This window comes from Brachybacterium sp. p3-SID957 (genome assembly GCF_025144775.1).
Classification (GTDB): Bacteria; Actinomycetota; Actinomycetes; order Actinomycetales; family Dermabacteraceae; genus Brachybacterium; species Brachybacterium epidermidis.
Window position 1 is genome coordinate 1 of sequence record NZ_JALXKT010000035.1, and the last position, 17,358, is coordinate 17,358.

General features: G+C 71.4%; 18 protein-coding genes and 1 pseudogene. 6 read left to right on the forward strand and 13 right to left on the reverse strand.

Annotation, left to right across the window (positions count from 1 at the left end):
* On the reverse strand, positions 1-818 hold an 818-nt coding region (locus tag M3B01_RS08845; RefSeq protein WP_259791314.1), incomplete at its 3' end, for an enoyl-CoA hydratase/isomerase family protein.
* Positions 819-1,069: 251 nt separating this feature from the next.
* On the opposite strand from M3B01_RS08845, the gene M3B01_RS08850 reads away from it, so the two are divergent.
* Positions 1,070-1,843: a hypothetical protein gene (locus M3B01_RS08850; RefSeq protein WP_259791316.1), complete on the forward strand. Its 774-nt coding sequence runs from the start codon at positions 1,070-1,072 to the stop codon at positions 1,841-1,843.
* Here M3B01_RS08850 and M3B01_RS08855 read toward each other — a convergent pair.
* The 5 genes and pseudogenes from M3B01_RS08855 to M3B01_RS08875 form a co-directional block, all read right to left on the reverse strand.
* Positions 1,830-2,078, reverse strand: coding sequence for a hypothetical protein (locus tag M3B01_RS08855; protein ID WP_259791317.1), 249 nt, complete (start codon positions 2,076-2,078; stop codon positions 1,830-1,832). The two genes, M3B01_RS08850 and M3B01_RS08855, sit on opposite strands and share 14 nt — an antisense overlap.
* Before the next feature lie 115 nt (positions 2,079-2,193).
* Positions 2,194-3,102 carry a hypothetical protein gene (locus M3B01_RS08860; RefSeq protein ID WP_259791320.1) on the reverse strand — a complete coding sequence of 303 codons (909 nt, stop codon included), beginning with the start codon at positions 3,100-3,102 and terminating at the stop codon, positions 2,194-2,196.
* Between the two features lie 167 nt (positions 3,103-3,269).
* On the reverse strand, positions 3,270-4,598 hold the full coding sequence (locus M3B01_RS08865) for a glycoside hydrolase family 32 protein (RefSeq protein ID WP_259791323.1): 1,329 nt from the start codon (positions 4,596-4,598) through the stop codon (positions 3,270-3,272).
* A 38-nt stretch (positions 4,599-4,636) separates the two neighbouring features.
* Positions 4,637-5,119, reverse strand: a pseudogene (locus M3B01_RS08870) (carbohydrate ABC transporter permease); the annotation flags it as partial.
* An 87-nt stretch (positions 5,120-5,206) separates the two neighbouring features.
* A complete protein-coding gene (locus M3B01_RS08875; protein WP_259791325.1) occupies positions 5,207-5,611 on the reverse strand; it encodes a hypothetical protein in 405 nt (134 codons plus the stop codon).
* A gap of 177 nt (positions 5,612-5,788) precedes the next feature.
* Here M3B01_RS08875 and M3B01_RS08880 point away from each other — a divergent pair, with 177 nt between their 5' ends.
* Together M3B01_RS08880 and M3B01_RS08885 are read left to right on the forward strand one after the other, a co-directional pair.
* A complete protein-coding gene (locus tag M3B01_RS08880) occupies positions 5,789-6,565 on the forward strand; it encodes a hypothetical protein (protein WP_259791328.1) in 777 nt (258 codons plus the stop codon).
* Positions 6,562-8,040 carry a hypothetical protein gene (locus tag M3B01_RS08885; protein WP_259791331.1) on the forward strand — a complete coding sequence of 493 codons (1,479 nt, stop codon included), beginning with the start codon at positions 6,562-6,564 and terminating at the stop codon, positions 8,038-8,040. Before M3B01_RS08880 ends, M3B01_RS08885 begins: the two co-directional genes overlap by 4 nt.
* Before the next feature lie 24 nt (positions 8,041-8,064).
* On the opposite strand, the gene M3B01_RS08890 is transcribed toward M3B01_RS08885, so the two are convergent.
* From M3B01_RS08890 to M3B01_RS08905, 4 genes are all read right to left on the reverse strand, one after another.
* Positions 8,065-8,448 (reverse strand): hypothetical protein, encoded by a 384-nt coding sequence (locus M3B01_RS08890; protein WP_259791333.1) that lies wholly within the window; start codon positions 8,446-8,448, stop codon positions 8,065-8,067.
* A 222-nt stretch (positions 8,449-8,670) separates the two neighbouring features.
* On the reverse strand, positions 8,671-9,021 hold the full coding sequence (locus M3B01_RS08895) for a hypothetical protein (protein ID WP_259791337.1): 351 nt from the start codon (positions 9,019-9,021) through the stop codon (positions 8,671-8,673).
* Positions 9,022-9,370: 349 nt separating this feature from the next.
* A complete protein-coding gene (locus M3B01_RS08900) occupies positions 9,371-10,669 on the reverse strand; it encodes an acyl-CoA dehydrogenase family protein (RefSeq protein WP_259791340.1) in 1,299 nt (432 codons plus the stop codon).
* Positions 10,669-11,886, reverse strand: a complete 1,218-nt coding sequence (locus tag M3B01_RS08905; protein WP_259791343.1) for an acetyl-CoA C-acetyltransferase — start codon at positions 11,884-11,886, stop codon at positions 10,669-10,671. Before M3B01_RS08905 ends, M3B01_RS08900 begins: the two co-directional genes overlap by 1 nt.
* A gap of 198 nt (positions 11,887-12,084) precedes the next feature.
* Between M3B01_RS08905 and M3B01_RS08910 the strand changes: the two genes are divergently transcribed.
* Entirely contained in the window at positions 12,085-12,291 is a 207-nt protein-coding gene (locus M3B01_RS08910) for a hypothetical protein (RefSeq protein ID WP_259791347.1), read from the forward strand.
* Positions 12,288-12,980, forward strand: coding sequence for a pyridoxamine 5'-phosphate oxidase (gene pdxH, locus M3B01_RS08915; RefSeq protein ID WP_259791349.1), 693 nt, complete (start codon positions 12,288-12,290; stop codon positions 12,978-12,980). Before M3B01_RS08910 ends, pdxH begins: the two co-directional genes overlap by 4 nt.
* A 51-nt stretch (positions 12,981-13,031) precedes the next feature.
* Here the strand turns inward: pdxH and M3B01_RS08920 are convergent, their stop codons facing one another.
* Both M3B01_RS08920 and M3B01_RS08925 read right to left on the reverse strand, forming a co-directional pair.
* A complete protein-coding gene (locus M3B01_RS08920) occupies positions 13,032-15,071 on the reverse strand; it encodes a cation-translocating P-type ATPase (RefSeq protein ID WP_259791352.1) in 2,040 nt (679 codons plus the stop codon).
* A gap of 27 nt (positions 15,072-15,098) precedes the next feature.
* Positions 15,099-15,353 (reverse strand): heavy-metal-associated domain-containing protein, encoded by a 255-nt coding sequence (locus tag M3B01_RS08925; RefSeq protein WP_193866851.1) that lies wholly within the window; start codon positions 15,351-15,353, stop codon positions 15,099-15,101.
* Between the two features lie 122 nt (positions 15,354-15,475).
* Between M3B01_RS08925 and M3B01_RS08930 the strand changes: the two genes are divergently transcribed.
* Positions 15,476-16,255 (forward strand): Crp/Fnr family transcriptional regulator, encoded by a 780-nt coding sequence (locus M3B01_RS08930; protein WP_259791355.1) that lies wholly within the window; start codon positions 15,476-15,478, stop codon positions 16,253-16,255.
* A gap of 230 nt (positions 16,256-16,485) precedes the next feature.
* Here the strand turns inward: M3B01_RS08930 and M3B01_RS08935 are convergent, their stop codons facing one another.
* Positions 16,486-17,352 carry a GH25 family lysozyme gene (locus tag M3B01_RS08935; RefSeq protein WP_259791357.1) on the reverse strand — a complete coding sequence of 289 codons (867 nt, stop codon included), beginning with the start codon at positions 17,350-17,352 and terminating at the stop codon, positions 16,486-16,488.
* Positions 17,353-17,358 lie beyond the last annotated feature (6 nt).

The window sequence follows — 17,358 nt, forward strand, 5'->3', positions numbered from 1 at the left end:
GCCTCCATCGGGGCGGCCCTGGCGCGGCGGGTCTCGCCGGTGGGCAGGGGTGCGTCCAGGGCATCATGCAGGGCCTCGGCCTCCGGGGAGTCCTCACCGGGCAGGGGATCGGGCCGGTCCTGCCAGGGCGAGGAGCCACCGGCGGCATCGGCGCGGGCCGCGACGATCGCCGCGAACTCCTCGAGTGCGGCCGGGAGGTCCTCGGCGAGCGCATCCACCAGGCCCGTCTCGGCGGCCTGCTCGGCGCTCAACAGGCGGTCGCGGGTGGGGTCCTCGAGGATCATCCGCACCGCGGTCTCGGGGCCGACGACGGACTGCAGCAGCGTGGTGCCGCCCCAGCCGGGCAGGATGCCCAGCCCCGTCTCGGGCACGCCGATGCCGCGGGCGCCGGGGACGGCGGTGCGCACATCGGCCATCAGGGCCACCTCGAGGCCGCCGCCGGGGGCCGCGCCGCCCAGGTGGGCGAGGATCGGGACGGGGCTGGTGCGCACGCGGACCTGCAGCTCGTGGGCGGCGCGGGTCATCTCCTCGACGCGGTCCACGGCGGAGGGGTCGGCGAACATCGAGAGGTCCGCGCCGGCCAGGAACACCTTCCCGGTGCCGGTGAGGGCGATCGCGCCCACCTCCCCTGCCTCGGCGCGGTCCAGGGCGGCGTTGATGGCACCGGTGACGGCCTGGATCGACTGCGGGCCCAGGGTGGCCGGGCGCCGCTCCTCCCCCTCCGGCGGCGCGAAGGTCAGCACCGCAACGGTGCCGAGAGCGGAATGCTCGACGTCCTCGGTGATCACCCGGGTGATGTGTTCGGTGTAGCTGCTCATCGGGGGCCTTTCGCGTTCTCGTCGTCGAGGGCGGGGGCGCAGGGAACGGAGGATTCCTGATACCGCCGGTTTCAGGAACAGCATGCCCGAGGGGGCCGGACCGTGTCCACCGCGGTTACCCGGAGGAAGAGGAGTTCTCCCCATCGCGCCAGCCCACGGGGCGTGTCTACCGTGTGGGATCAGGCTGCGCCGACGGCCCGACGGACGGCTCGTCACCGGGCGCACGACTGCGATCGAGAGGATGTGAGGACATGGGACGCACGACTATCATCAGGAACCGACGGGCCCGCACCGCGTTGCTGGTTCCGTTGGCGGGACTGGCACTGGTGGTCTCCGGCTGCGGGCTGCTGGGCCAGGAGGACCCGCCGCAGGAGCCGCCGGCCGTCGAGCAGCCGGAGGGGGACGAGCAGGAGCCCTCGGACGCCGGCGGTGAGGAGCCCGCCGAGGACGACGCCCAGGAGCCGTCGGACGCCGGCGGCGCAACGGACGACCAGGCCGGCGGAGCCACCGACACCGAGCTCGCCGCCCCGGGAACCGAGGTGCCGGTGGGCGAGGCCGCCACCATCCACGTGCAGGTGCTCGAGGAGGGCGAGGAGTACTACGGCTACGGCGTCGTCTCCACCACGGTCACCGAGATCGTCGAGGGCGATCCGGCGATCATCGAGCAGTTCGACGAGGACGACCAGGCCGACCTCGAGGGCATGACCCCGTGGTACGTGAAGGCCGAGCACGAGATCCTGAGCTTCGAGGGCGATCCGAACGCGGACATGACGCCGTCGCTGGAGGTGCAGGACGCCGAGGGCAACAGGCTCACCGTGGGCATCTCCTTCGGCGGCAATCTCGACGACGACTGCGATCTGCAGCTGTTCGACCAGGCCGAGCCCGGCGCGACGGCCTCCACTTGCGACGTGGTGTTCACCGACGGTGAGCCGCCGGCCCGGGTGGCCTGGGAGGGCGACGACAAGGCCGACGGGGACGACAACCCCTACGAGGACGCCCCGGTGGTGTGGGTCAACGAGGGCTGAGCCCCGCTGAGTGCCCCCCGGCCGGGAGGGGGTTCGGAACCAGGCCGAGGACCGGCTCGTACAGGGCGTGGTCGGTCTCGGCGCGGATCCACAGCTCCTCCGGCACGGCGACGGCCCGCTCGCCGCGGTAGGAGACCTCGGCCTCCAGCACCACCAGCTGGTAGCCCTGCTGGATGACGTCCTCGCCTTTCGCCAGGGGCACCGCGGGGTCGAGCTCGATGCCGGTGGCGTGCACGCTGATGGTGCCGCCATCCAGAGTGGGCCAGGTGAAGGTGTGCTCCCCGACCAGACGAGCCCCCGATATCGCATTGCGACCTGCGATCTTCGGGGGCTCGTCGGCGCGCGCGGGCTCAGACGCGCGGCTTCGTGAACAGGTACCACTGGCCGTCGTGCGGATCGGACGTCGGCCCGCGCTGGGCGATCGCGTGCCAGGTGCCGTTGCCGCCCTCGGGCGCCCCGGTGACCGTGCAGGTGGCGGTGACGCCGCCCTCGGCCATCTCGCAGGTGGCGGCCATGTCGGGGTCGGGCGCGCCGTCGGACGCGATCGCGAAGTTGACGGAGCCCACCAGTGCATCGGCCACTTCCTCCCCGGAGATCTCGGCGGGGACGGGGGTCGAGACCTTGCCGAATCCGATCTCGACCTCGGTGGACACGGAGAAGTCCGTGGGACCTGCCGCATCGGCGTACATCAGCAGGGCCGGGTTCCCGAACCCTGCCGAGACCACCCGCACGGTGAGCTCGAGCTGGTTGCCGGTGGGCTCGGCCCGCTCGTCGTGCTCGGTGATGGTGCAGGTGGCCGCGTCGCCGCCGATCACGGCCTCGCCCTGGCAGGAGCCCCCGTTGGAGCCGATGAACTCGGTCCTCTCGAGCTCCCCGGCGCTCATCCGGCCGCGCTCCCCGAGTTCCTGGTAGAGGTTCTGGTACACGAAGTAGGAGACTCCGTCGGTCTCCGGCATCTGCTCGGCGCTCACGGTGCCGGCCCAGTCGGCGGGGGCTGACCCCTTCGGGTCGCTCGTCTCGTCCGAGGGCTGCTCATCGGTGGCCCCGGTCGATGTCTCCGTGGTCTCCTCACCTGGCTCGGTGGGATCCTCGGCGGGCTCTGCTGGCCCCTGCGCTGCCGGGGCGTCGTCGCCCCGGGGCGCTCCGGCGGGCTCCTCGACGCCATCGGTGCAGGCGATCAGCAGGGCGCCGGCGGCGACGACGGAGAACGCGCTTGCGCTGAGGCGTGCGACGGAGCGGCGGTGGATGGTGCTGTGCATGGTGGTTCGGTCCCCCCGGGATCAGGCCGTCCGTCAGCCCATCGCTGCGAGGTCCGGCCAGGGCTCAGACTTGACTCTGGCCATGCCGAAACTTTACGAAGTCTTTACCTTTATGGGTAGGGGTGACACATCACGGATCGGTCACGGATGTGAGCGGCGACGGGGCTTCAGACGCTCGCACCTTGAGAACCCAGCTCCCACCCACCGATGAGCGCTCCTCGTACCAGGACCCGATCCCCTTCGGAAGGGTAGAACCGCATGGTGCGTCCGGTTCCGGAAGCAGGGAGAAGCTCTAGGATCCCGCCGTCGATCATCAAGGATGCCCCACCCCCGTCATGCGCGAGGAGCTCGGTGAGCGTGCCGTCCGCAGACAGCAGGTCGACGGTGACGGGCCCCTCGACCTGGAACTCCGCACGGTACGGACCGGACAGCTCCATCCGGGACCGCCCGCCCCCTGCCTGATCGATCAGAAGAGGCGCGCCGCGAAGCGCGGTCAGCTCGGGAGGAAACCCGGTGACGAGTCGGTCCCCCTCCACGGAGAGCACGCGGGGGAAGGTGAGGCATCCTGCCCATCCCTGGGCATCGGTCTGCGCTTGTGTGCGCGACAGGGCCTCCCAGGACCAGCCCCACAGCAGCACTCGGTCCCGCTCCGCGTCCACCACTGCCTGGGGCGCATAGAAGTCCGGGCCCTCATCCACGCGCCCACCGCTGCGAGCGTGGAAGCGCGGGCACCCGCGACCGTCGGCCTCGAGCTCACCCAGCAGGTAGTTCACCTGGACAGTGGAGCGGGCCACCTCCTCGGGCCGGTACCAGAGCGAGAGCATCAGCACCCACTGCTGGCCCACCCGCACCAACTGGGGGCACTCCCACAGCTCGGCCGGGGCGTGCTCGGCCGCCACGGGATCATCCCCGCGCAGCAGTTCGCCCACGTACTCCCACTGCTCCAGATCATCACAGCTGAACAGCAGGATCACGGGAGTCACGCCGCTCTCACCCCGCACCCCGGCGCCCTGGATCGCCCAGCGCCGCCCCTCGAACTCGAACACGAACGGATCCCGCACCCCGATCAGGCCCGGGATCGGGGGCACCTCGGCGACCACGCGGCCCGGGTCCACGAGCTGTTCCAGGGCTCGGTCGGCCCGCGCCACCAGCACACGCGAGAAGGCGTTGTCACCCTGACCGTCGACCCCTGAGTACACCAGGGTCGGCACACCGGCCGGATCCATCCGCCGATCCAGGAGCCCCACACCGCTCCAGCAGCCGTCGGCATCGGCTTCGCCGTCCCGTGGAACGGGCCCCAGCGGCTCCGGGCGCCAATGCGCAAGGTCCGCCGAGGACATGTGTCCCCAGTGGATCCTCTCGTGACGGGCGGAATGGGGGTTGTACTGGAAATACACGTGCCAGCGACCGTCCACGCGCATGATGCCGTTGGGGTCGTTGATCCACCCCCGGGGGTGGGTGCGGTGCAGGGCGGGGAAGTGAAGGGCGCTGGTCAAGCCGGGAACTCCTGGTCGTCGAGGTTCGTGGGGAATGGTCACTTCGAGGCGCCTGCGGTGAGGCCCTCGCGCAGGTAGCGCTGGCCGAACAAGAACACCACCACGGCCGGGATCATCGAGAGGATCACGCCGGCCAGCACGATCGAGATCGAACCGGTGCCCAGGTTGCCCTGAAGGGTCACCAGGCCCAGCGGGAGGGTGTAGTTCTCCTCGGAGATCATGAAGATCAGCGGACGGAAGAACTCGTTCCAGCGGAAGTTGAACGCCAGTACCCCCACGATCGCCATTCCGGGCAGCGCGAGCGGCGCATAGATGGAGAAGAAGGTGCGCCAGGGGCTGGCACCGTCGATCGCGGCTGCCTCGCCCAGGTCCAGCGGCAGGCCCAGGAAGTACTGGCGCATCAGGAAGGTGCCGAAGGCGGTGGGGATGGCCGGGAGGATCAGCGCCAGCAGGGTATCCGACAGTCCCAGCCCGCGGATGATCATGAACACCGGCACGATGGTCACTGAACTCTTGACCATCCTGGGAAGTCTTCTTTGCAGAGTCTCCTCATCTGCGGCCCTCCGGATCCCTCCGGTGATTGCGGCCGACAGCGGCAGCGCCCCGCCTCAGCTCAGCCCGTAGTGCTCGAAGAAGTGACCGAAGGTGACTCTCTCCACCTGGTCGGCGTACTCGGGCCCGAGCAGTGCTTTCGGGGCGAGCGTGGAGCCGTCGGACCCGTTCGCGGTCACGTGGACCTCCCGGTTCCCCTCCCCCTCGTCCATCTCGAAGACGTACTCGGTGACCACGCGCCATGCAGGATCGAGGGCGTCGAGGAGCTCGTCCTCACCGGCATCGAAGTGGATGTCGCCCGAGAGGCCCGTGCGGAGCCCACCACCGCCGGTGCGGCCGATGTCGGAGCTGGTGACACCCGAGACAGCTTCCACCTCACTGTTCAGCCGCTCCTTCTCCGAGGGGCCGAGCCGGCCGCACCCTGCCAGGGCGGCGACGAGCCCCGAGAGCCCTCCTGCCATCACCGTCCGCCTCCTCATGCCTCGCCGCCCTTCGCAAGTCCGCGCACGGTGCGAGCCTAACCGGTGCGGGTCGTGACGTCGTGGCCGAGCCGCGGGGTGGGGACAACTCCCCATGGTCATCACGCATCGGGCTCTCTAGGCTCCAAGAGCACAGACCGCCTTCCTGAGGGGGACCCGATGGCTGTGTTCACCGCTTCTCTCGACAGCGCACTGGTGCGTGAGACGGCCGCACAGGCACGCGCCGACGGCGCGGACCTCAATCCGCTGTGGCAGACCATGATCATCGTGCCCGATGCCCCCTCCCCCGGAGCGGCCGAGCACGATCCTGAGCATGCGGCGCTCCTCCGGCGTGCTCTGACTGCACCGTGCGTCGCCGCGATCGCCGTGACCCCCGCCGACGGCCCGCGCACCGAGCTGCAGATCTCCGTCGATGCCGAGGGCGCCGTCGTCTGCGCCTGGCGAGGCGACGGAGCGGCTGGCTGGTCGCCGGTGGACGCGGAGGCGCTCCCCGAGATCGTCATATCGATGGCCCCTCCGGGATCCCGGCTGGCGGCCCCGGCGTCGATGACCACCCGCTCGAAGGCCACTCGTCTGCAGCTGAGCAGTGCACAGGTCGAGCAGATCCGCAGCGCCGTCGAGCACGGCGACACCGCCGACAGCGCCATCGCTGCGCTCCCGGATCTCGATCCGGGTCTGCGCGATGCGCTGACCAGCACGGGTGATCGGGCGAGCCTCGCGATCCATCTCATCCCGCCCGCCCCGGAGGAGAGCGTGACCCTCCTGCGCCGGTGGACCAGCGGGGAGCGGGGTCTCTACAGCGCCGACGGTCCGGCCGGCCCCCTCGCCGGGGTGCACCCGGTCGAGGACGGGGACTTCTTCGGCACCGTGATCCCGCTGCTGCAGGAGGGCACGCGGATCGCCCGGGCGCACTCGACGGCGGGAGGTGCGGCATGAGCGGCTTCCTGGGGATGGATCCGGGGCAGGCGCGCACCCACGCCGAGCACCTGCGCACCGAATCCCAGCGGGTCGAGGAGCTCCATGCCGAGATCGACGCGTTCGTGCAGGGCGTCGACTGGGTGGGACCGGACCGCGAGGGCTTCGTCCAGGAATGGGCCGGTCGGGTCGGTCCGCAGGTCAGCTCGCTGAGCGAGCGCCTCCAGGGGCTCGGCTTCGACCTGGAGGCGGAGGCCGACCAGCAGGATGCGGCCTCGGAGCCCGGCGGCGACGGCAGCGGTGACCCCGAGAGCCTGCTGCCCGAGGACGTCACCGACTTCCTGGACCGGCTCGACGAGGGCATCCGCGGGCTGCCCGAGGGGATCCAGCGGCTCATCCCGGACACGCCCTGGGCGGAGATGATCGCGGGTGGCGTCGTCGACCTCGCTGAATGGAGCGAAGGCGTCCTCGAGGGCGGCCGCGACGTCCTGAAGGGGCTGCCTGGGCCGCTGGGGGATCTGTTCGACGGTCTGCCCGATGGGGACATCGAGATCCTCGACGAGCGCTCCGAGATCGAGCTCGGGGAGGAGCCCCGTCACGTGCAGGACAGTGAGGCTGCCCAGAATCTCGCTGACCTCATCCTCGCGAACGACGAGACACGCAGCGAGATCCGCACCGAACCTCCCGGCGGGGAGTACAACGCTCAGGATTCCGCGCAGATCCGCATCCAGACGATCCAGGGCGCCGACGGCACCGAGCGGTACATCGTGCACGTGCCACCCACCCAGGGCGCGGACCTGTGGTCGAGCGAGGGCAGTCTCCCGGGGACCCTCGAGGGATGGAACGGGCAGGGCCAGCCCTTCGGCTGGGCCAACAACATCTACGCCATGGCGGGACGGGAGAATGCCGGGGCGAACGCCGTGACGGCCGCGATGGAGGAGGCCGGGATCCCCCCGGGCTCGGACGTCGCCTTCGTGGCGCACTCCCAGGGCGGTCTGGTCGCCGCGCAGTTGGCCGACGATCCCGCCTTCAACTCCTCCACCGGCGCCGCGGGCACCTACAACGTCACCGACATCTTCTCCGTCGGCTCCCCGGTGCAGACCTACACCCCGGCGCAGAGCTCCACCGATGTGGTCAACGTCCAGCACGTCCAGAACGAGGGGACCGACGGGGACTTCGTCCCCACGCTCGATCTCGAGGGGCGCTCCTTCCGTCATCCCGGCGGCAATCCGGCGGAGAACGTGCAGGACGTGCACATGCAGACTCCGCACGAGAACCCGGACTTCCCGCAGCCGGACGCGGCCCACAACGCGCATGAGTCGGTGCACCGCAGTCGCGACGGCTCCTACTCGGATACGTCCGGCTACTACGGCACTCTCACCCAGCATCCCGACCATCCGACCCTGGCGGACAAGGCGGATCGCATGGACGGTCTGTACATCGGCGAGGACGTCACACTCACCGAGGACGTGGTCATCGATGCCCGCCGGATCTGACGCGATCCGGCCCCCTCGGAGCGCTCAGATCAGACCGTAGTGCTCGAAGAAGTCTCCGAAGTGCACGGCCGCGTCCTGGTCGGCATACTCGGAGCCCAGCAGCTCTTTCGGCGCGACGGTGGAGCCATCTGCCCCGTGGGCGACCACCAGGACTCTGCGCATCTCGAACCCGTCGTCGAGCTCGAAGACGTACTCGGTCACCTCCCGCCACACTGGATCCAGGGCCTCCAGAAGCTGATCCTGCCCGACGTCGAAGTGGATGTCTCCGCGCAGGCTGGTGCGCATGGTCCCGCCGCCGCTGGTCTCCATCTCCGAGGAGGTCACATGCTCGAACTCCTCCACCGGGTCGTTCAACGAGTCCGTGCGCGACGGCAGCATGCGCCCGCAGCCCACAAGTGCGGCCACCATGCCCGCAAGCCCTCCAGCCATCAGCACTCGCCTCCGCATCCGCTCCGCCTCTCCTGATCCCCCGCTGCGATTGCTCCAGCATCGCAGATCCTGCCTGGTCCCTCACCGTCGTTGCGTCTCCCCGGTCCGCCCGCTGAGCTCCAGGCCCCGGCGTCCTGCGCGCTCAGCGCTCCGCGAGGTGCAGCGGCTCACCGGCGATGGCGCTCCTGCAGGGACGCGGCCTCAGCCCTCGAGGGTGATCAGCTGCTTCCCGCCGGGCGCGACGATCCGCACCTCGGGGCCGAAGGTCGCGTTCTGCACCTCGTGCGCGAATACGTCGGAGGAGACCATCGCGGCGAGGACGCCGGCGCCGCCCGCGCGGAAGAGGAACAGCTGCGTGGAGGACTGGTAGTACTTCCCAGTGAGCAGTTTCGTGCCGGCCGCCTCGTTGACGCGATCTGCGGGGGTGGCCTCCGGGAACACCATCAGCTCGTCGAACTCCACGTCGACCACGTCGGCGAGAGCACGCTCACCACCGCCCTCCCACAGAGGACCGATCGCGTCGTCGATCGCCTTTCCCGAGGTCAGCTCCATGACACCTTCTCCTTCATCCGCAGGTTGTGTGAGCCCGCATCCGGTCACCACGCTCATGGTGAGCAGGAGCGCCGCTCGCCGCGTCAGGGTCTTGGTCCCGACGTCCGTCCGTTGCATCAGCTGGTCTGCCTCTCCAGCGGATGGTCGGAGACGACCTGCGTGATCGCTGTCTGTCCTCGCGTCAAGGCGGTCGCGCAGCCGCGCACGGCCTCTGTGTCCTGTCCGAGAAAGTTCATACCCCGCCCCGTCACTCGAGTCGTCGTCTCTCGGCGCCGACGCTAGCCCGTGCTGACGGGGGAGGCGATGGGGAGCACTCCCCATCGCCTCCCGAGTCACGGAACTTCGACGATCACGCGAACGCGCTGGTCCCGGTGATCGACCGGCCGACGATCAGGGACTGCATCGTGTCGGTCCCCTCGTAGGTGTGCAGCGCCTCGATGTCGGCCATGTGGCGGATCACCTGGTTCTCCAGCAGGATCCCGCTGCCGCCGAGGAGGTCGCGGGCGTCGGCCGCGATGGCGCGGGCCGAGCGGGTGCAGAACACCTTGGCGAGCGAGGCCTGCTCGGGCCGCAGGCAACCGGCCGATTCCAGGTCCGCCAGGCGCCGGCAGTGCAGCTGCATGGAGGTGAGGGTGGCGAGCATGTCCGTCAGACGCACCTGGACGTGCTGGGCCTTGGCCAGAGGGCGTCCGAACTGCACGCGGGTGCGAGCGTGCTCGAGGGCGGCCTCGTAGCAGGCCACGGCGTGGCCGAGCGCTCCCCAGGCCACCCCGGCGCGGGTAGCGAACAGCACCCGGGACGTGTCCTTGAAGGAACGGGCCCCGGGCAGGCGCGCATCCAGCGGCACGCGCACGTCGGCCAGATGGATGTGGGCCTGGTGGATGGCGCGCAGGGACACTTTGCCGCGGATCACCTGCGCCTCGTAGCCGGGCAGGGACTGCTCGACCAGGAAGCCGGAGACCTGGCCGTGCAGGGCATCGTCGGAGGGGTCGTCCACCCGCGCCCACACCACGGTGAGGTGGCCGTCGGCCCCGTTGCCGATCCAGCGCTTCTGGCCGCTGATCACCCACTGCTCGCCGTCACGACGGGCGGTGGTCTCCAGGGACACGGAGTCGGAGCCGTGGTCGGGCTCGGTCAGGGCGAAGGCGGCGAAGGCCTGCCCGGTCACCACGGGCTCCACCCAGCGCTGCTTCTGCTCCTCGGAGCCCAGCAGCACGATCGAGCGCAGGGCGAGCCCGCCCTGGACGCCCACCATGGTGCCCACGGAGCCGTCCAGGCGGGACAGCTCCATGGTGACCAGGCCGGTGGCGAGGGGGCTGAGGCGGCGGTGGCCGGGGATGTCCATGCCGTCGGTGAACAGGTCCAGCTCGCCCAGGCGGGCGATGAGGTCGGTCGGGTACTCGCCGCGGTCCCAGCACTCGTCGATGCGGGGCAGCACCTCGGGGGCGAAGGAGCGGGCCACCCGCCAGGCCTCGAGATCCTCGCGGTCGACGTCCTGGAACAGGGCGTAGTGGTCGGCGGTGCGGGGAAGCAGGGCCTCGGCGGTGCTCGCCTCGGCGTCGGGCAGGGAGATCACGGGGCCGGGGCCGGCGGCGGTCTCCGCGGGGTCCGGGGCGTCAGGGGCATCGGCGATCTCGGTGGTGGTCATCAGTTCATCCTCTCGATGATCAGGGCCATGCCCTGTCCGCCTCCGACGCACAGGGTGGCCAGGCCCAGCTCGCCGTCTCGCGCGCGCAGGCCGTTGATCAGGGTCGTGGTCATGCGGGCGCCGGTGGAGCCCCAGGGATGGCCCAGCGCGATGGCGCCGCCGTGGACGTTGAGCCTGTCGTGGTCGATGCCGAGGTCCTCTGCCGCCGGGATCACCTGGGCGGCGAAGGCCTCGTTGAACTCGACCAGGTCGATGTCGTCGATGGTGAGGCCGGCCAGCGCCAGTGCGCGGCGGGTCGACTCCACCGGGCCCAGGCCCATGATCTCGGGGCTGAGGCCGGAGACGCCGGTGGCCAGGATGCGGGCCAGCGGGGTGATGCCGAGCTCCTCGGCGCGGTCTCGGTCCATCACCACCAGCGCGGCAGCCCCGTCGGAGAGCGGGCAGCAGTTGCCGGCGGTGACGGTGCCGTCGGGCCGGAACACGGGGTCGAGCCCCGCCACGGCCTCGAGGGTGACCCCGGGGCGCGGGGAGTCGTCCGTGGTGATCTGGGTGCCGTCGGGGGTGGTGACGGGGGTGATGTCGAGGTCGAAGAATCCTGCCTCGCGGGCGGCCTCGGCACGGTTCTGGGAGCGCACTGCGTACTCGTCCTGCGTCTGGCGGCTGATGCCGCGCAGCTCGGCGACGTTCTCGGCGGTCTGGCCCATCAGGATGTACGGGTCGGGCAGCTCGCCGTCCTCGCGCGGGTCGTGCCAGGGGGCGGGGATCTGGCGGGTGGCGCGGCGCTCGGTGCGCTCCCAGGCCTGCTGGTACATCGGGTCGCGCAGCTCGTCGTCGATGAACTTCCCGGGCACCATGGTCAGCGACTCGACGCCGGCGGAGACCACGGCCCTGGCCTCGCCGGAGAGCACGGCGTGGAAGGCGTTGCGGGTGGTCTGGATGCTGGAGGCGCAGAAGCGGTTGACGGTGCTGCCGGGAACGGTGTCCAGGCCCAGGCGCACCGCGACGATGCGGGCCAGGTTGGCGCCCTGGATCCCCTCGGGCAGGCCCACGCCCAGCTGCACGTCATCGAGGGTGGAGGGGTCCAGCTCGGGCACCTGGTCCAGGGCGGCGCGGACCATCTGGGCGGCGAGGTCGTCGGGGCGGACGTCCTTGAGCGAGCCCTTGCGGGCGCGGCCGATGGGGGAACGGGCGGCGGCGACGATGACAGCCTCGGGCACGGCTTCTCCTTCGATGTCGGTGCACGGCGTCAGTGCGGCGAGCTGCAGGGCGCGAAGAACGCGCGAACAACAGCAACAGGAGCGCCGCGACCGACTGTTCTTGATACTACGGGTTGCAGTTACTTTGTGGGAAGTCCAGGACTCGACCACTCCGGGCCGCACGCCGACGGCACCGGGCACAACGCCTACGATCAGGGAATGACCGCGCCCGGCTTCACCATCGACACCCCGCGCCTCGAGGACGCCCCGGCCATCGCCCGCGTGCACGTGGAGAGCTGGCGGGACGCCTACGCCCGTCTGCTGGAGGACCACGAGCACTGGTTCGGCGCCCCCGCCCTGGAGATCGCCCGGGCGATCAGGGAGGGTCTCGGCGCGCACCATCATGGGAAGGACTCACGGCCATGAACGCCCAGGACCCTTCCGCCCGCCTGGCCGCCGAGCGCATGCCGTACCGCACCGGTCGCCTCGCCGATGAGGCCGCCCCCGATCCCCTGGCCCTGTTCGACGCCTGGATGGCCGAGGCCTTCGAGCGGCGCGACAGCCACGGCGATCTGCCCGAGCCCACCGCCGTGGTGCTGTCCACCATCAGCACCGATGCCGACGACCGGGCCCGCCCCCGTTCGCGGACCGTGCTGCTGAAGGCCCGGGACCGGCGCGGCTTCGTGGTGTACACCAACCTCGACTCGGACAAGGGCCGTGAGGTCGCTGCCTCCCCCGTGGCGTCCCTGCTGCTGCCGTGGTTCCCGCTGCAGCGCCAGGTGCGGATCGAGGGGCAGGTCGAGCAGGTCGACGCGGAGGAGGCCGATGCCTACTTCGCCTCCCGTCCCCGGGGTTCGCAGATCGGCGCCTGGGCGTCCCGGCAGTCACGGCCCGTGGCCTCCCGTGAGGTGCTCGAGGAGCAGTACGCCGAGGCCGAGGCGCGGTTCGAGGGCGGGCAGGTGCCGAGGCCGAGGCACTGGGGCGGGCTGCGCATCGTGCCGGATCGCATCGAGTTCTGGCAGGGCCGGGAGAACCGTCTGCACGACAGGATCGTGTACCGCAGGCCGGGCGGGCCTGACGGCGGCGGCTGGCAGCGCGAGCGCCTCCAGCCCTGAGCAGGGCCGGAGGCGCGGGTGGCTCCCTGACGGCTCGGGGCGGCACCGCCGTCAGCCGCGCACGGGTCGCAGCAGGCGCATGGCGTTGACGATCACCAGCAGCACGCTGGCCTCGTGCACCAGCATCCCCAGGGACATGGTGACCCCTCCCAGCAGCACACCCAGCAGCAGCATCCCCACAGTGGCCAGGGCGATCACTATGTTCTGTCGCATCACCGCGACGGTGCGGCGGGCCAGTCGCAGCGACTGCGCCAGGGCCGGCAGCGAGTCCCGCATCAGCGCGATGTCGCTGGTCTCGATGGCCACCGCACTTCCGGCGGCCCCCATCGAGACGCCAATATCGGCCGAGGCCAGTGCGGGGGCGTCGTTGACTCCGTCGCCCACCATCGCCACGGTGCGGCCGCGCGCCTGCAGCGCCGCGATCTGATCGAGCTTGCCCTCGGGCAGCAGACCGGCGTGCACGGTGTCGATGCCCACCTCCGCGGCCACGGCCTGAGCCACGCGGGGCTGGTCGCCGGTGAGCATCACGACCTCGCGCACTCCTGCGCGGCGCAGGGCGGTGATCGCGTCGGCGGCCTCGGCCCGCGGGGTGTCGGCCAGTCCGATCACGCCCAGCACCGTCTCGTCGAGGGTGACGATCATCGGGGTGCGGCCGCGCCGCGCGGTCTCGTCGGCCAGGTCGATCGCCTCTCGCCGCTCGGAGCTGCCCCCGATGTCGGACTCGTGCAGCATCGCCTGGCTGCCCACGGTGATCGCATGGCCGCCGTGGCGGGCCAGCACACCGCGCCCCACCACAGCGTCGGCCTGTTCGGGGATCTGCCCCAGGTCCAGGCCCTCCGCACGGGCGGCCCAGACCACGGGGGCGGCCAGGGGGTGGTCGCTGGTGAGCTCGGCGCGGGCGGCCCACAGCAGCACCTCCTCGCGGGTGCGTCCCGGCAGTGGGAGCACGTCGGTGAGCACGGGCCGCCCGGTGGTGAGGGTGCCGGTCTTGTCCAGGGCCACGGTGTCGATCCGGGCGGAGGTCTCCAGGTGCTCGCCGCCCTTGATCAGCATGCCGTCGCGCGCACCGCGGCCGATGCCCGCCACGATCGCGACCGGGATGGAGATCACCAGCGCGCCGGGGCAGGAGATCACCAGCAGCGTGAGCGCCAGTTCGACATCCCCGGTGAGCACCCCGAACACCACGGACAGCACGATGATCGCCGGGGTGTACCAGCGGGCGAAGCGGTCCATGAAGGCCTGCGTGGGGGCCTTGGCGTCCTGCGCCTCCTCCACCCGGCGGATGATGCGGGCCAGCGTGGTGTCCGCGCCGATGCCCTCGGCGAGCACGGTGAGCAGTCCACCGGTGGCGACGGTGCCGGCGTAGACGGGGTCCCCCTCGGACTTCTCGGCGGGAACGGACTCGCCGGTGATGCCGGCCTCGTCGATCGCGCCGCGGCCGGCCAGGACGTGCCCGTCCACGGGCACCCTGGTGCCGGGGCGCACCAGCACCTGCTCCCCCTGCCGCACCTCGGTGGCGGCGATGGTCTGCTCGGTGCCGTCCCGCAGCACCACGGCCTGCTCCGGGGCGGTGCTCACCAGGTCGGTGAGGGCCCGACGGGTGCGCTGCAGGGTGCCCTTCTCCAGGGCGTGGCCGATGGCGAACAGGGTGGTGACAGCCGCCGCCTCCCAGTACTCGCCGATCACGATCGCGCCGATGGTGGCGATGGAGACCAGCAGGTCGATGCCGACCACCCGGTGGCGCAGCGCCCTCACGGCGGCGATCAGGATCGGGGTGCCGCTCACCAGGGCCGCACCGACCATCAGCAGGCCGGCCGGCCCCGGCAGCACCGATCCGGTGGCCGGGGAGCCGGTCAGGGCGTCGAGCAGCCAGGACAGGCCGATCAGAACGGCGGCGATGCCGGGGCGCACCCAGGCGCGGACCGGGAGCAGCCCCTGCCCGCGACGCGCGGGCCTGCCCGTGGGCCCTGCGGGGCCGGGTAGCCGGCTGCCGCCGGGAGAATCCGGCGCGTAAGACCCTGCTGCGCGGGCGATGTCGGGATCGGGTCCCGCCGACGGGGCGCTGTCGAGGATGGGGCTGGGGCTGCTCATGATCGGTCCTTTCCCGGGGCGGGCGGCTCAGAAGGCGGAGGGGCGGGCGGTGTAGCCGGCGCGCTCGACGGCGTGCACCAGCTCGTCGACGCCGGTCACGGACGGGTCGTGGTTCACCTCGATGCGGGAGGAGGCGAAGTGGACGGTGGCGTCGGAGACGCCCGGCAGGGACCGAAGGGCCTTCTCGATCTTGGAGACGCAGGAGGGGCAGGAGAAGCCCTCGGCGCGCAGCACGGTACGAGTGGCAGCGGGGGCAGCAGTGGTGGTGTCGTCGGTGGTCATGGGGTTCCTTCCGGTCGGGTGAGCGGCCGTTCCGCTCATGACAGGAAACTTAGATCCGTCAGAACCGCAGTGCCTTGACGTCGGTCAAGCGCCGCTGCCGGGCCGCATGCCACAGTGATGCCATGGCCACCGATCCACCGAGCAGCGCAACTGCGGCGAGCGCCCCGCCGAGCAGCCCGCACCCGAGCAGCGTGTCCCCGCCGAGCCTGCCCGAGCCCGCCGGTGCACCCCGTGACACCTGCGTGGCGCGGGTGCCGATCTTCTCCCTGCTGAGCGCCGAGGACCAGCAGGCGGTGGCCTCCTTCGCCCACCCCGTGGACCTCGGGCGCGGGCAGCTGCTGTACCGGGCCGACGACCCGCTGCGACGCCTGTTCGTGGTGCACCGCGGGAGGCTGAAGCTGGTGCGCACCTCCGTCACTGGTCGCGAGCACCTGCTGCGCGTGGTGGGGCCCGGGGACGTGGTGGGCGAGCACACCTTCCTCACCGGGACCCGGCCGGACTTCGTGGTGCAGGCGCTCGAGCCCGCGCAGATGTGCGTGTTCGACCACCGCGACCTGGCCACGCTCGTACGGCGGTTCCCCGCGATCTCCGTGGCCATGCTGCGGTCGTTGAGCGATCGTCTGGTCGCGAGCGAGAACCGCCTCGCGCTGGCGGGGGCGGAGGTGCCGGTGCGGGTGGCGGAGTACCTGCTCGCCCTGCCCTCGCAGGCGGCGACGGCCGAGGGGCATCCGCTGGTGCGCTGGCCGCTGCCCAAGCGGGACGTGGCCGCCCTGCTGGGCACCACCCCGGAGTCGCTCTCCCGCGCCCTGGCCCGTCTGCGGGACGAGGGCCTGGTGATCCCGGCGGGGGAAGCGGTGGCGCTGCCGGACCTCGACGCACTGGAGGAGCGGGCGCGATACTGAGGGCGCCATCCGCACTCCCCGAAGGCAGCCACCCATGAGCACCTCCCCCGCCGGCTACTCGGGTCGCGCCGCCAATGCGGCGGTGTGCGCCTGCGCGGAGGACCCGGCGCCGTGGTTCCCGGTGGAGGAGGCCCTGTTCGAGGACCAGCCCGGCGCCGAGGGCCTCAGCAACGAGCGGCTCACCGAGATCGCCGTCGGTGCCGGGGCGAGTGAGGCGGCGGGCGACCCCCTCAGGACTGCCCCTCCTCGGGCGCCGGCAGCTCCAGGTCCTCCTCGCGGGGGATCGCGGCGTGCTCGCGCAGCACCTCGATGCGCACCACATCGATGTCCACCGGGCCCTCGATCCCCGAGACGGTGCCGTCGAAGCGCAGCTGCCACACGGCCCAGTCCTCAGGGGAGGGGCGCCCGCGGTCGGAGTAGAGCCAGTCGGGGCGGGAGTCCGCCACCGGCAGGCCGTAGTGGTCGCGCCATTCGCTGGAGGAGTAGATGACCATGCGCCTGCCCCAGGCCTTCTCCACCGCGTGCGTGAAGGCGTCGATCTCCGCCTGGGCGTCCACCGCTTCTGGTCGCTCCTCGCAGGCCCCGTCGAACTCGAGGTCCAGAGCGGGCGGCAGGGCGGTGTCGTCGGGCGGTGCGGCGGCCAGGAAGGAGGCGGCCTGCTCCGCGCCCGGGGAGCACAGCGTGAAGTAGTGGTAGGCGCCCACGGTGATCCCGGCGGCCCGTGCGCCGTCCCAGTTCAGGCGGAAGTGGGTGTCGGTGAAGCCGCTGCCCTCGGTGGCCTTGATGTAGGCGAACACGTAGCCGTCGTCGGCCACCTGCTCCCAGTCGATGTCGCGCTGGTAGCTGGAGACGTCGATTCCCATCGCCTCGTCCGCGGTCAGCTGGGTCTCCTCCGGCAGCTGGGTGAGGGCGGGGGCGCCGGCGGGGGTGCTGCCCACGGTCATGGCGGCATCGTCCGCGCGGTGCGGGCGGTCCCCGCCTCTCAGGTTCGCCACCAGGGCTGTGCAGCCGCCGATCACCAGCAGCAGCACGGCCACCAGGATGGCCACGGCGATGCGCTGGCGCCGACGGACCTGCTCACGGGTGAATCGGGGCACGCAGCG